This window comes from Acinetobacter lactucae (assembly GCF_013344765.1).
Classification (GTDB): Bacteria; Pseudomonadota; Gammaproteobacteria; order Pseudomonadales; family Moraxellaceae; genus Acinetobacter; species Acinetobacter lactucae_A.
In genome coordinates, this window is the sequence record NZ_JABVBF010000080.1 from 1 (window position 1) to 14,914 (window position 14,914).

Below are 14,914 nucleotides of genomic sequence, written 5' to 3' on the forward strand. Positions count from 1 at the left end.
GATAAATGCATTAGAAGTGAAGCATTTCGAAATCTAATATGAATTATCTCCTTTACTAATTCGAAGTTTAATGATGAACGCTGAAATTACCACCCGTATTGAGAAGGATCTTATTGGTTATAGAGAGATCAATAATAACGACTACTACGGAGTTCAAACGTTACGTGCTCTAGAAAACTTTAATTTAACTCAAAGCAAGGTCGGAAATTTCCCTCACCTTATTAAAGCTTTAGCAATGGTAAAGCTTGCTTGTGCTGAAGCGAACTATAATCTTAAAAACTTAGATCAAACTAAATTTGAAGCGATTGAATACAGCTGTAATCAGCTTATTCACGGTAATTTTCACGATCAGTTCCCGATTGATATGATGCAAGGCGGTGCTGGTACTTCAACCAATATGAATGCAAATGAAGTATTGGCTAATGTGGCCTTAGAATATATGGGACACTCTAAAGGTCAATATCAATATCTACATCCTAATAACGACATTAATATGTCGCAGTCAACAAATGATGTGTACCCTACTGCGATTCGCTTAGGTTTGTTATTAAGCTTAGATGAACTTAATCTTCCTTTTAATAACTTAATCTTAAGTTTCCGCAATAAATCACAAGAATTTGCTCACATCTTAAAAATGGGCCGTACACAGTTACAAGACGCCGTGCCTATGACATTAGGTCAAGAGTTTGGTGCTTTTGCCGTAACTTTACAGAAAGACCTCGAGCAAATTAATACGCTTATTCCAAATGTTTTAGCGTATATGAACCTTGGTGGTACAGCGATTGGTACGGGAATTACTACTGAATATAGTTACCGTGAACTTTCTATTCAAGCACTTGCAAAAATTTCCGGTAAGAAAATTAAATCTGCTCCTGATCTAATCGAAGCAACTTCAGATATGGGTGACTTTGTTCTTCTATCTGGTTTATTAAAACGTACTGCAACTAAACTTTCAAAGATTGCCAATGACTTGCGTTTACTTTCAAGTGGTCCACGTACGGGCATTAATGAAATTAACTTAGAAGCACGTCAACCGGGTAGCTCGATTATGCCGGGTAAAGTAAACCCAGTTATTCCTGAAGCGATGAACCTTGCTTGCTTCCAGATCATTGCAAATGACTTAGCGGTAACTTTAGCTGCTGAAGCGGGCCAATTACAGTTAAACGCAATGGAACCACTTATTGCGTTCAAACTGTTTGAATCTATGGACTTGCTTGGTAAAGCAATGGCCATGTTCCAAAGTAAGTGTATTGATACAATTACGGCGAATCCTGAGCATTGTAAAGCTTTAGTTGAAAACTCAATTGGTATTGTGACTGCACTTAACCCATACCTAGGTTATGAAACTACAACTCGTATTGCTAAAACTGCAAACGAAACTGGACAAAGCGTATTGGCTTTAGTTCAGAATGAAGGTTTATTATCAGCACAAGTGCTTGATGATATCTTGTCGATTAATAATATGGTTAAACCAAAAATGTCGGCTTAATTCCTGAAATAAAAAAGGAGCTTTCTTAAGCTCCTTTTTTATTTGCTTTATAACTTTTAAAAACTAAAAGTTGTAGAGAACTGAGCTGTACGAGAATTACCTAAGAATAGATAGTCATCACCCATAAATGCACCTACATCACGCCAATATTTCTTATTAAATAAGTTATCAATATTGAATCTAAAAGTTGTGTCATGCCCAGCAAAATTTGTTTTATAAGCAGCACCAACATTAAAGACGCTATAGCCACCTACTTTTGCCGTTCCCACTTTGTTTGCATATTTACTGCTGCTGTATTGCATACCACTGAGTAATCTTAATCCTTCAACTGAAGGTACTTTATAAGATAACTGCGCAGTTGCGCGTACTTTCGGTACATTTTGAGTTTGATGACCTTTGTAGCTGTCGCTATCAATATCAACAAGACGAGATTTGGTATAGGTAATGCCAGAACTTACTTCGAGTGTATCGGTTAAGGCACCTGTAAAACCTAACTCGATACCTTGATTGTGTTGTTCGCCTTGTTCAATAAAATTGAAAGTACCATCTGCATTTACTTGGCTATATTGATTATCTTGTTTTAAATCAAAAATAGCTGCTGTTAACAAGAAGTTGCGTATTTGTTGCTTAACACCAATTTCATATTGTTCAGCGTTTTTTGGTGATAAAACTTCTAGGGCATTATTAGCAAACCAAGGAGCTTCACCACCATCTGATAAACCCTTAGCATATGAAGCATAAAGATTAGTCGTAGCAGTTGGGCTATACATTAGTGCTAATTGCGGCAAAAACTTGTTTAAATCCGTATCACGGCTTTGCTGCCCATCTGAATTATAAGCTTGCTCATCAAGATGAATAAGTTTTCCACCCAGTAAAGTTGACCATTGATCGTTAAATTGAACTCGGTCAGAGATTGTAAATGCAGTCTGATCGCTTTCTAGAGCTTTATAACGATCACCCAAGCTTTCTAATGAAGGATTATAGTCGACTGTATCTTCATAGATATTGCCTGTTCCTATAAATCCATTAAGTGGTGTATGGTGTTTTAGAGTTTTATAAGTGCGTTGTAATTCGAAAGCTACTTGATGCTGAATATTGCCAGTATTGAATTGACCATTTAACCCAGCAGCAAACTGGTTGGTAATACGTGTGTCATCTGGGCTGCGGAAGTCATAAATGTCATAGTTGCCATCTTTGTCAAATACTGCAAGTTCATTACCTGATGAATAGCTTCCATAAGGAAATACGATATAGTCATCAATCACAACACGGCTTTGCGATGCACTTAAGCTACCATTCCATTGATCATTAAATGCATATTGATATTTTAAACTTGCATTTACACTGTTATTTACAACAGGTTTACTCCAAGACTGGTAACCCAATAAACGGTCTTGATCTACATTTGTTGGTACTTGTCCGTCAAGCAGTTGATAACCTGGTACTGAACGTTGACTTTGATGCTGAGCTTCAATATCAAACAATAATTTAGAACGCTCATTAATTTTCCAGTCTAAAGCAACTGAGCCAAACTCACGCTTACCATTTGCATGATCGACATTTGGATGAATACTTTCATGCGCTAAATTGACTCGATAGCCAAAGTTATCATTTAAAAATCCGCCTACATCCGTTGCCAGTGTATAGCCACCTTCCGAATTCGCATCTATAGTAATGTTTTCAACATTGGCAGGTCTTTTGGTTACATAGTTGACAACACCACCTGGCGTCGACATTCCACTTTGAATCGCAGAAATACCTTTTAAGATTTCAACTTGTTCTTTATTTTCTAAAGCAATATTTTGCTCACCACGTATGGTGTGACCGTTAATGAGATAACTTGAACCTAAATCGAGCCTAAAACCACGTGCTACAAAATTTGGATAGTAGCCAATTGCAGCGTAGCCATCTCCTAATGATGAATCATTCTTAATGACATCGGTCAACGTTTTTGCGTGTTGATCTGCTATGCGCTCAGAGGTAATAGTTGTAATAGAGGCAGGAACTTTCTTTACATCGCCAGTTTGAAAACCAGATAAACTCACTTTCTTTGATGTGTATAGTGCATCATTATTTTGTGTGGCATTCACAGTAATGGTTGGGAGCTGTGAAACCTCCGCTTCATTTGCATAGACGACAGATGCTATGAGTGCAATAGATGAAGCCAATGCTGTTTTAGAGCATGTCATGAAGTGAAGATTTAACAAACGTCTTTCCATTGAATAACTACCTGCCATACCGTGCATAATTCTAAAGCGCTAGAAATAAGTGTGGAGTCTATTTTAGCCACGCAAGAATACAGCTACATATATTGAGAAACAACACATTCTGTATTTTTTCGATTAAGTGAATTTGATACATCTTTTATGAACTTATCATTATATGAATTTCATCTATTTTCTTAGGAATTGGCGCTATAACTTTTCAAGTATTACCAAATATTCAAAATAAACTTAAGCTAAAAATGGGACAAATAAGGAGAAATGTAAAATAAAAATACTGTTGTTAAATTAGCTCACTGATTCTAAATACTATGAATTATCAAGTTAAGCGAAAGTAACTGTTCGATCATTAGTAAAAATCTCTTTAAATCGAACAAAAGGACGTAATCTCACTAGAATCGGATTTTAAAATTAGAAAAAATGAATGATTAGGAATTTAAGGAAGTGCTCAGGATTGAGTGATATTTAAAGTTTCATTTTATTTTCTGTCCAGCATATCCAAAAATTCCTCGTTTTTATCTGCAAAATGATGGAAGAAATATGACATACACTCAGGAAGAAAAACGTAGCAGAATACGTGGGATTGTAGGTGCAGCCTCTGGTAATTTAGTTGAATGGTTTGACTTTTATATCTATGCAGTATTTGCTGCCTACTTTACTCAAGCGCTAACAGCACCAGATATGGATAGTACGACTAAATCTATCTATGTTTGGGGAGTATTCGCTGCAAGCTTTTTTATGCGACCTATTGGTAGTTGGGTATTTGGACGCATTGCGGACCGGCATGGTCGAAAAAAGTCGATGGTCATTTCAATCTGTCTCATGGCTTTAAGCTCTTTTCTATTTGCAGCCTTGCCTACTTATGGCCAAGTTGGTTTATTTGCCCCTTTCCTTTTATTGGTAGTGCGCTTACTTCAAGGCTTATCCGTTGGTGGAGAATATGGCGCCGTAGCAACATATATGAGTGAATTAGGTTTAAAAGGCCAACGTGGTTTTTATTCCTCTTTCCAATATGTCACCCTCTCTGGTGGCCAATTACTTGCAAGCTTACTTGGCGTAATTTTATTAACATTTTTGAGTGAGCAACAATTACATGATGGTGGCTGGCGTATTCCATTTGTTATTGGTGGTATTGCTGCCATTCTGTCTTTACTGGCACGTAGCCGCTTAGAAGAAACACTTTCTCATCAAGACAGCGAACGAAAAGAATCTGGTAGCTTAAGAGAACTCTTTAAAAAGCATTGGAAAACTTTTTTATTGGTGGTTGGATATACTTCTGCTGGTTCATTAACGTTTTATGTAGAGACTGTTTATTCAAAAACCTATTTAACCAATTTAGGAATGGATGGAAAAACCGTTGGTTATATCATGACCTTCGCCCTATTTGTCTATATGTGTGCTCAGCCTGTATTTGGTGCAATTTCGGACCGTATTGGGCGACGCTCTTCAATGTTGGCATTTAGCTTATTGTCCGCCATTTTTATCTATCCTGTGATGGCAATTGGAATGCCTAATTATATAGATTCGCCGATCATCATTACCTTGTTGCTTATTTTTATGATGATGATCTTAAGTTTCTATACATCTATTAGTGGCTTAGTCAAAGCAGAGATGTTCCCGCCTCATGTGCGTGCACTAGGTGTAGGGTTCTCTTATGCAGTAGGTAATGCTCTTTTTGGTGGTTCTGCACCTTCGGTTGCTTTGCAGTTCAAAGCCGCTGGAATTGAAAACACCTTCTTTATTTATGTGATTGTCATGCTGACTATTTGTTTCTTGTGTAGCCTTGCGCTTCCGAAAAAACCTGATTATTTAGAACATGATCATTAAAAATTAAAAGATAGATATTCTTCTAGAGATTTTTTAGAAGAATATCTTTTTAAAATAATAAGAAAGTCATTTTTGTTCTGTATGCTATAGCTGGAATACAGCTAACTTATTCAATTAACATAAAATTACTAGTTTTGGATTTATCTGATCCATATGAATCAATTTTTTGATGGGATAAAAAATGGAAAATGAAAAATCCCCTTTGCCTGAAAGCATTAAGCAAGTGAGCTTCTGGCAAGCTTTTTTATTTTGGCTCAAGCTTGGCTTTATTAGTTTTGGGGGGCCAGCTGGACAAATTGCCGTGATGCATCAGGAACTGGTTGAGCAAAAGCGCTGGATATCCGAAAAAAGATTTTTGCATGCCCTTAACTACTGCATGTTGTTACCCGGTCCAGAAGCACAGCAATTAGCAACTTACATTGGTTGGCTCATGCACAGAACTGCTGGAGGATTAGTTGCAGGTATTCTGTTTGTATTGCCATCCTTATTTATTTTAATTGGGCTGTCTTGGGTTTATGTAAAATTTGGAGATGTGCCTGCTATCGCAGGTATTTTCTACGGGATTAAGCCCGCCGTTACCGCAATTGTCTTTCATGCAACTTACCGTATTGGTAGCCGTTCGCTTAAAAATAAATTTTTATGGTTGGTCGCAATTGTTGCTTTTTTTGCCATTTTTGTCTTAAAGCTTCCTTTCCCGCTTATTATTTTATCAGCTGGTATTGCTGGCTATTTAGCGAGTAAAAAGTACCCAGAACTATTTTCCTCAGCGGCTGGACATAAAGCCAGTCAAAAAGATTATGGCCCAGCATTTATTGATGATGAGACTCCAACACCAGAGCACGCTAAATTCCATTGGTTGCGGTTAACTAAACTTATTTTTGTGGTAATCGCTTTATGGTTATTGCCCATTTTAGCTTTAGGTTCGTATTTTGGATGGCACCATTCATATACTCAAATGGCATGGTTCTTTACTAAAGCTGCGTTGCTTACGTTTGGTGGTGCTTATGCAGTTTTGCCTTACGTCTATCAAGGAGCTGTAAATCATTTTGGGTGGCTTTCACCTACACAAATGATTGATGGTTTGGCTTTAGGTGAAACTACACCTGGACCCTTGATTATGGTTGTTGCCTTTGTTGGTTTTTTAGGAGGCGTCAATCATTCATTACTTGGCTCTGAGTATCTATTTTTTGCTGGAGCATTAGGAGCTGTTATTGTCACGTGGTTTACCTTCCTTTTTTCATTTGTATTTATTTTTGCGGGTGCACCCATTATTGAATCTACCCATAATGAAATTAAGTTTACCGCACCACTCACTGCGATTACTGCGGCTGTGGTTGGTGTAATTTTAAATCTGGCATTATTTTTTAGTTACCATGTGCTATGGCCACAGGGTTTTTCAGGTCACTTTGATGTTATCGCAGCCATCATTACTGTGGGTGCATTTATTGCATTGTTCCGCTTTAATGTTAACGTGCTATATGTCATTTTTGCATCAGCACTGATTGGACTAGCTGTCACTTTATTTTAGTTATTTATTGATTTAACTTTTTAATTACCCATAAACAGCCGAACAATAGTATTACTGTTCGGCTGTTTATATTTTTAACCCGCTAACTGTGCAATTTGAGCTGCTGCATTATCTAATGCCGCCTGACGTGCTTCTGGGCCAAAAGCAATCCCTTCCGCGCGTACAAAAGTAATATCAGTCACACCAATAAAATTGAAAAACGCTTTGATATAAGTTTCTTGATAGTCTAAAACTTCAGCTGGGGAACCTGCCGAGTACACTCCACCACGTGAAGAAGCAATAATGACACGTTTACCCTTTACTAAACCTTCAGGGCCATTTTCCGTATAACGAAATGTTTTTCCAGCAATAGATAGTCGGTCAAGCCACGCTTTTAACTGTGATGGGAAACTAAAGTTATACATAGGTGCGCCAATCACAATGATATCTGACGATAAAAACTCATCCAAATATTGGCTGTTTTGTGCAACATGTTGTTGCGCAGTTTCATTATTAGGTTCTACACCTTGCCATGCCAAAAACTCGGCATCAGACAAATGAGGAATTAGTTCTAAAGCAAAATCGTGATGAACAATTTCTGCATCTGGATAAGCTGTATTGAGCTGACGAATAACAGATGTAGTGAGTTGGCGGCTAACAGATTGTTCACCTAAAATACTTGTGTCAATTTGAAGTAGTTTCATCGTTTAAACCTACAGTATAAAATTGTTACTTGAACTAATTATGTTACTACTATTATTCTTATGCACAAGAAGGCACATTTAGGGAACCAAGTAATATGAGTGTAACCATACCTCATGATATCCAGAGTTCAGATTGCCAAAGAGTCAGTCAAGTGTTGGCTAGAGTTGGCGAAAAATGGAGCATTCTTATCGTAATGACACTTGCCTCACGCCCTCATCGATTTTCTGAAATCAAGAGAAATATCAATGGAATATCACAGCGGATGCTCACTTTATGTTTACGCGGTTTAGAAAGAGATGGATTAGTTAAACGTACGGTCTATCCCGTCATACCACCTCATGTTGAATATGAACTGACCCCACTAGGCCATTCACTTAGGGAGCCTGTAATTGCTTTAGGCCAATGGGCTCACCAGCATATTGCGGATATTGATGCGGCAATAGCTGCGTTTGATGCAGCTCAGGATAAATCAATTACATTAGATGCTTAACGTAACTGCGAAGGGCTCATACCATAAAACTGTTTAAAGCGATGGCTTAAATGGCTTGCTGAACTAAAACCACATACCAGCGCGATATCTTGTAAAGAAAGCTGAGATGACTGAATTAATCCTTTTGCCTTAGTTAAGCGTCTTTGCATAACATATTGGTGAGGCGCCATATTCATGGACTGTTTAAACATATGGGCAAAATGATATTCGCTTAAATTCACAACATTTGCTAGATCAGACAAAGTCAGTGCTTGGTCTAGATGCCCTTCAATCCAGTCTTGAATATATTTAAGTTTATGAGGCGCCAACCCACCTTTAATGACGGGTTGCTGCCACTTCACATTGCTATATCTTCGAATTAAATGATTCAGCAATAAACTGGCAGTGGTACTCATTTGTAAATGGTTTGCTGAATCTTTCCAATCACAATCTAGTAAGAAAAACTGATAAAGCGCTCGAATCCTTTCATCGTCATTAAAAACAACTTCATTCAGTTCAATTTGATTAGGTTCTTTGTCCCATATTTTTTCGGCAACATCACGCAAATGTTGATCGGTATAATACAAGTGGACGAATTTAAGCCCACCTCGTATATCCCAAGTCGACTCCTGATGTTCAGGCAATAAACAAAAACGACCCGGCCCACCGCCATTTTTCCAGCCCGCAGGTGTTTTTTGATAGCTTTCATAGCCATCTTGAATATATAGACTTAAAGTGTGGTGGTCGCTACAGACACTTACACGATCTTGCTGATTAGACCAAAATGCAAGTTGCATATTTTCATCAAGCACCACAGTTTCGTGAAGCTTGGCTTTAGATTGCTGTAGCTGTTCTAAAGTTTGATAGGCCATGCAAAATTAAAACGAATCTCATTGAGCTTAAGTTAACCATATTCAGCAAAATTGAGCTAGTTCAGTTCTATAAAAAACGCAAGATCTTGCATGTACAACACAAGAATATATACGTGAAAAATGAAGCATTCCTAGATACTTAAGCTTGGTAATCGAGGATGAACTTATGAATATTTTACTCTATGTTGCGGTGGTGTTGATTTGGGGAACAACATGGATTGGAATTGCCGTTCAGAGCCATTATGCAACACCTATCGTGGCAATTTTATGGCGTTTTGCCATTTCAGCCTTATTACTTTGGGTTGTTTTACTATTTTCAGGAAAATTACAGCGAATTGCATTAAAAGATCATTTGTTTTGTATGTTGCAAGGTCTATGTGTTTTCGGCCTAAACTTTATTTGTTTTTATACTGCGGTTAAATATGTAAATAGCGGTTTAGAGTCTGTCATTTTTTCGATGGCAGTTTTCTTTAATGCTATTAATGCGCTTATCTTTTTTAAGCAGAAACCTTCACCAAACTTTGCCCCAGCTGCACTTTTAGGACTCATAGGTATTGTTCTACTGTTCTGGCATGACCTGATTAATAGTCAGTTTAATGCGCAGTTATTAATGGGTATTGGGCTATGTGCTGTAGGCACTTACGGTTTTTCTTTAGGTAATATGATTAGTGTTAGACATCAAAAACGTGGCCTAAATATCTTTTCAACAAACTGTTATGCCATGACGTATGGTGCATTGGTGATGTTAAGTCTAGCTTTATTTACTGGCCAAGATTTAATGCCTCCAATGAATTTTCCATTTTTAAGTTCGGTACTTTACTTGGCTGTATTTGGCACGGTTATTGGGTTCTCTGCCTATTTTTCTCTGGTTGGGCGAATTGGTGCAGCCAAAGCAGCCTATAGCACATTACTCTTTCCTTTAGTTGCTCTAACAGTTTCTACTTTCTTTGAAGGATATGTATGGACTTTAAATGCTGTATTTGGAATTTTATTAATCTTGCTCGGTAACTACTTAATGTTTAGTAAGTTTGAAATTGGAAAGAAGCTATTTAATAGTCAAAAGAGTTGTGAAAAGCAGGCCTAAAAGCCTGCTTTTTTATAAATCATAATTTATCTCTAACAGCTCGTTTTAAGCATCAACTCGAAATCTTTTAAAGCCGCGGCTGCTGTAGCTAAGGGCGCAGATGCTCCTCCACTTACAACAAGCTCACCCATTTCTTGCGTTAACACCCGAATGCATTTATTAGAACCTTGTAGATAAGCAAACGGATGATGTGTTGGAACTAACCTTAACTCAACGCCTGCTTGAATTTTGTGATTTTTAATATGAATAAAACCGACCAGACGAGGAACTACATTTTCTTTTTTCCAATCACGAATATTTCCGGCAGTCACATGACTAATGCCTTGTCTTGGAATATCTTGAATTTTTATATCAGCTCCCAAAACAGTATTGGCTAGTATCGTAATTTTAGCAGCGGTATCCCATCCATCTACATCGAAAGAACTGTCAGGTTCCGCAATACCTTTTGCTTGAGCTTTTTCAAGAGATTCTGCAAACGCACATTCATGCTGCAACATATCATTTAAAATAAAATTTGTAGTGCCCGTAAAAACACCTTCTATTTGTAAAATTTGACAGCCAGCCAAGTTATATTCAAACAAATCAACAGTCGGTAAAGCCGCAGCAGTCGCACCACTAAAAAATAGTTTTTTATTGTGTTGATGAGCCAAGTTAATTAATTTTTTGCCTTCTACGACTAAAGCACCTTTAGATACCGCAATCGCATTCATGTTATGTGTTAAAGCATAATTTAAATAAAATAGACTTTTTCCACCTGTCACATAATCACTTGGGCCAGTCTCAATAATAACATCCGCCTGAACCTGTTCTAAAAATTTTTGCTCAGTTAGACCTGCTTGATATTGTGTTTTATCTAGCCACTTTGCAGTTTGTAAACCTTCTTGATCAATTAAACCTGATGATGAGTTGCAGACACCCACTAAACGGGCATCAATTTGATATGTTTGTTTATAGTATGCCGATCGATTTAAAAGAAGCTCTGCAATTTGTTGCCCAATCCGTCCAAAACCACAAATTGCCACGTTAATTCGCTTCATATCGCTTTCTCAAAAATTTATATGGTTTAAATCAAATTTCCAAAGATAATTTTAACATCTCATCTTTGGAAAATTGCTATTTATAGAGATGGTTAAAATACTATATCGTTTAGATATTTGTTAGATTAACAATCTTAATAACCATATAAATTGCGACAGCAAAAACCATTAAAGCAAAGACTTTTTGCACAATTGCAGACGGAACAAAACGAATAGCTCGCCGACCTAGTATCATACCGAATGCACATGCGAGTGCAAATGCACTGGTAATGGCTACAGGATAATGGAAACCCTCTGCAATATGCATCACAATACTCATTCCACTAATGAGAAAAATAATCATAAGTGAAGTTGCAACAATGCTATGCATATCCAAATTTGTGACTTTTCTAAGCGCTGGCACAATTACAAAGCCACCACCAACACCGAGCATACCAGTTAAAAGCCCCGCGATAATTCCGATGCTGGCAAGAACGCTTCCTGTTTTAAAATTCCAGATAAAGCGTCCCGTACTTGGATTGACCTGACACGGCGGGTTATGAAAGTCTGATACTCGGTTACTAATAAGTCGATAACCCACTGTAAACATGACCAAGCTAAACATTAACATGAGCCACACAGGTGAAATCGCGTTGGCTATTAAAATGCCGATATGTGCCATAGGGGCACCAATTAAGGCAATCCAGATTGCAGCACGATAACGAACTATCTTTTTAAATAAGCCTTCAATAGTTCCAATGAGTGTAGATAGCGCAACTGCTAATAATCCAATCGGTGCAGCTTGAGCCACGCTCCAGCCTTGACTGGTCATGAGCGCGGGTACAGCAAGAATGCCGCCCCCTGCACCAGTGAGACCAAGTAAAAAGCCAATCACAATGCCTTCTATGACAAGTAATAACATATCAAAAGCCTAAAATTGCATATACATCATTTGCAGTAGACTGCTGGTTAATGAGTGAGTAGATCTCGTCTTCTTGCGAAGCTTTAGCCGCTTCTCAGGACAAAGCGTTGCTTTGTTTATCCTCTTCCGCTCAAGCACAGCTTTCGCCTTGCGCTCGGACAAAGCGTTGCTTTGCTTAACCTCTTAACTCGAGCACAGCTTTCGCCTTCTTGCGAAGCTTCAACCGCTTCTCAGGACAAAGCGTTGCTTTGTTTACCCTCTTAACTCGAGCACAGCTCTCGTCTTGCGCTCGGGTAAAGATTATTAATCTTTACTTATCCTCGCTCAGGTTTGACCATCCACTCACGGCCCTTGAGCATGCCTTGCCAGTAAATCGGCGGTAAAATCTGCTCTGTAAGTAACCATGCCAAACGAGATGGCTTTTGCCCATCAATCACCCATTTTGGAAAACTTGGAAGAAGCTTACCGCCGTAACCAAACTCAGCCAGAACGATTTTTCCTCGTTCTACCGTCAGTGGACATGAGCCATAGCCGTTGTATTCACAGAAGTTTTGTTCACCTTTGAGCTGGGCTATAACATTCACAGCAACGATGGGTGCTTGTGCTCGTGCCGCAGCAGCAGTTTTGGCATTAGGCGCATTCATCACGTCGCCTAAAGCAAAAATATTGGCATGTTCTGTGTGTTGTAAAGTTTGAGGATTCACACTCACCCAGCCTGCTTCATCAGTAAGTGTGCTGGCATGAATAAAGTCTGGGGCTTGTTGCGGTGGAACAACATGCAGCATGTCAAAATCTGTTTCGACCAATGCTGCACTTTCATCGTTCACCACCTTAAACCATGCTTTCTTTGCAGGCCCGTCTACTTTGACAAGTTGATGGTTAAAATGAAGTTCAGAGCCATATTTTTCAACGTATTGCATTAGTGCAGGTACATATTCCTTCACACCAAATAAAACACCGCCGGTGTTATAAAAATGAATAGAGATATCTTTAAGTTTGCCTTGCTTTAACCAGTAATCGGCTGAAAGATACATCGCTTTTTGTGGAGCTCCGGCACATTTAATCGGCATAGGCGGCTGGGTAAAGATTGCTTTTCCACCGTTTAGCTGTTGCACCAGTTCCCATGTATACGGCGCCAAGTCATAACGATAGTTAGACGTCACCCCATTTTTACCTAAGGTTTCGACTAAACCTTCAATTCCATGCCAATTGAGTTTTAAATCTGGACACACGACCAAAGCTTTATATTGAATAGGTTGGCATCCTTCCAAAATAACCTGATTATGCTCAGGGTCGAATCCAGCAACCGCAGCTTTCATCCATTTTACTTTTGAAGGTATCACACTTGTCATTGAGCGTGCGGTTACTTGTGGTTTAAAAATACCGCCACCGACCATGGTCCAGCCCGGTTGATAATAATGTGTATCTGCCGGATCAATAATGACAATATCTAAATGAGGTTCACGACATAAAAGACTAGACGCTACAGAAATTCCTGCAGCCCCAGCACCAACAATCACAACGCTATAACAAGGAATTGTGGTTGGTTCGTGGTCACGTTTTAAAATACGTGGCACCAGACCTTTCAAGTTAAAACCAAGCTTGTTACCCGTTTCAACTAATAGTGCTGCATCATGTGGAGCAACTTCGGCCAAAGCCCACAAACTGATTGCACGCATACCAGAGCGACAAAACGCTAAAACAGGTTTCTGGGCATTCTGATATAGCTGCTTAAACTCGGTAACTTGCTGATCGGTAATTTTGCCACTGGTAACAGGTTGATAAATTACGTTTAGGCCATGTCGCTGAGCTGCTTCTTCAATTTCAATCACATTAGGTTGGTCTGCACCTTCTCCGTCTGGACGGTTACATATCAGAGTTTTTATTCCTTGGTCTGCAATTTTTGCGACATCATCGGCAGTAATTTGGCCCGCAACATAAAATTCTTGATTAACTCGTTTAAGTTCCATATTGCCACCTTATGATTGTGAAGTTGAACCACAGGCCTGATTGGCAGGTAGTGCTTTATCGATTTGTTTAGGATATGGCAGATTTAGGTTATTCATTAATTGAATAAAATCTTCGCGCGAGCGATTCTGACCGAGACGTGAATTTTTTAAACGTTCATAACCAATCGTTGAAGACAAACGACCCTTATAGTCGTGTCCCGGATATACAATAGTGGTGTCAGGTAGGCTGAAAAGTTGCTTATGAATACTGTCATAAAGTGTGCCTGCATTACCTTGTTGAAAGTCAGTTCGACCGCAACCGTCAATTAATAATGCATCACCAGTGAAAACCATATTTCCAACTAGATAACTCGTACAAGCATTGGTATGACCTGGTGTATAGCGTGCTTCAATACTGAGATTGCCGACTTTAAGCATGCAACCATCTGTAATTAAAATATCTCCGCAATTTACATCTGAATTACGGTGTAAAACCGATTTGCAATGGAAACGTTCACGAAGTAAATTTGCAGCTGTAATATGATCTGCATGAACATGGGTATCTAAGGTATAGATGAGCGTAAATTGATGCCGCTCTAATTCTTTTCTATAAATCTCTATATCTGATGCGACTGGGTCAATTAAAACCGCCTCTTGTGTTTCTTCACACCCAAGCATATATGTATAAGTCGAACTTTCCTGCTCAAAAAACTGCTTAAAGAACATGATTTATACCCCAATAATTTATTTCTTTCCTATATTTTGCAAATAAGGTGCCAATTATTTAAAATTTAATAATAAATATAAAAATCAAATATTTAATATAACAGATAAAATTAAAGTTAGAAAATA

Annotated in this window: 12 protein-coding genes; 5 read left to right on the forward strand and 7 right to left on the reverse strand. The window is 38.4% G+C overall.

Annotated features, from left to right (window positions below; genetic code table 11):
* The first annotated feature begins 70 nt into the window (after positions 1-70).
* Positions 71-1,489, forward strand: a complete 1,419-nt coding sequence (locus HUN22_RS09720) for an aspartate ammonia-lyase (RefSeq protein ID WP_174728593.1) — start codon at positions 71-73, stop codon at positions 1,487-1,489.
* Between the two features lie 56 nt (positions 1,490-1,545).
* On the opposite strand, the gene HUN22_RS09725 is transcribed toward HUN22_RS09720, so the two are convergent.
* Positions 1,546-3,735, reverse strand: coding sequence for a TonB-dependent siderophore receptor (locus HUN22_RS09725; RefSeq protein WP_174728595.1), 2,190 nt, complete (start codon positions 3,733-3,735; stop codon positions 1,546-1,548).
* A 516-nt stretch (positions 3,736-4,251) separates the two neighbouring features.
* Here HUN22_RS09725 and HUN22_RS09730 point away from each other — a divergent pair.
* Together HUN22_RS09730 and chrA are read left to right on the forward strand one after the other, a co-directional pair.
* The gene (locus HUN22_RS09730; protein WP_174728597.1) at positions 4,252-5,538 is read left to right on the forward strand and encodes an MFS transporter; all 1,287 of its coding nucleotides are present in this window, start codon (positions 4,252-4,254) and stop codon (positions 5,536-5,538) included.
* A gap of 181 nt (positions 5,539-5,719) precedes the next feature.
* A complete protein-coding gene (gene chrA, locus HUN22_RS09735) occupies positions 5,720-7,066 on the forward strand; it encodes a chromate efflux transporter (protein ID WP_174728599.1) in 1,347 nt (448 codons plus the stop codon).
* Positions 7,067-7,140: 74 nt separating this feature from the next.
* Here chrA and HUN22_RS09740 read toward each other — a convergent pair whose 3' ends face one another.
* On the reverse strand, positions 7,141-7,749 hold the full coding sequence (locus HUN22_RS09740; protein WP_174728601.1) for an FMN-dependent NADH-azoreductase: 609 nt from the start codon (positions 7,747-7,749) through the stop codon (positions 7,141-7,143).
* Between the two features lie 95 nt (positions 7,750-7,844).
* Between HUN22_RS09740 and HUN22_RS09745 the strand changes: the two genes are divergently transcribed.
* On the forward strand, positions 7,845-8,240 hold the full coding sequence (locus HUN22_RS09745) for a winged helix-turn-helix transcriptional regulator (protein ID WP_174728603.1): 396 nt from the start codon (positions 7,845-7,847) through the stop codon (positions 8,238-8,240).
* Here HUN22_RS09745 and HUN22_RS09750 read toward each other — a convergent pair.
* Positions 8,237-9,091 (reverse strand): helix-turn-helix domain-containing protein, encoded by an 855-nt coding sequence (locus HUN22_RS09750; protein WP_016145197.1) that lies wholly within the window; start codon positions 9,089-9,091, stop codon positions 8,237-8,239. The genes HUN22_RS09745 and HUN22_RS09750 overlap by 4 nt on opposite strands.
* Before the next feature lie 166 nt (positions 9,092-9,257).
* Here HUN22_RS09750 and HUN22_RS09755 point away from each other — a divergent pair, with 166 nt between their 5' ends.
* Entirely contained in the window at positions 9,258-10,175 is a 918-nt protein-coding gene (locus HUN22_RS09755) for a DMT family transporter (RefSeq protein ID WP_174728605.1), read from the forward strand.
* 32 nt (positions 10,176-10,207) lie between these two features.
* On the opposite strand, the gene HUN22_RS09760 is transcribed toward HUN22_RS09755, so the two are convergent.
* The 4 genes from HUN22_RS09760 to HUN22_RS09775 form a co-directional block, all read right to left on the reverse strand.
* Positions 10,208-11,212 (reverse strand): homoserine dehydrogenase, encoded by a 1,005-nt coding sequence (locus HUN22_RS09760; protein WP_174728608.1) that lies wholly within the window; start codon positions 11,210-11,212, stop codon positions 10,208-10,210.
* 109 nt (positions 11,213-11,321) lie between these two features.
* Positions 11,322-12,113 carry a sulfite exporter TauE/SafE family protein gene (locus tag HUN22_RS09765; protein WP_174728611.1) on the reverse strand — a complete coding sequence of 264 codons (792 nt, stop codon included), beginning with the start codon at positions 12,111-12,113 and terminating at the stop codon, positions 11,322-11,324.
* 314 nt (positions 12,114-12,427) lie between these two features.
* Positions 12,428-14,083: a TIGR01244 family sulfur transferase gene (locus HUN22_RS09770; RefSeq protein ID WP_174728614.1), complete on the reverse strand. Its 1,656-nt coding sequence runs from the start codon at positions 14,081-14,083 to the stop codon at positions 12,428-12,430.
* Between the two features lie 9 nt (positions 14,084-14,092).
* Positions 14,093-14,788 (reverse strand): MBL fold metallo-hydrolase, encoded by a 696-nt coding sequence (locus HUN22_RS09775; protein WP_174728617.1) that lies wholly within the window; start codon positions 14,786-14,788, stop codon positions 14,093-14,095.
* Positions 14,789-14,914 lie beyond the last annotated feature (126 nt).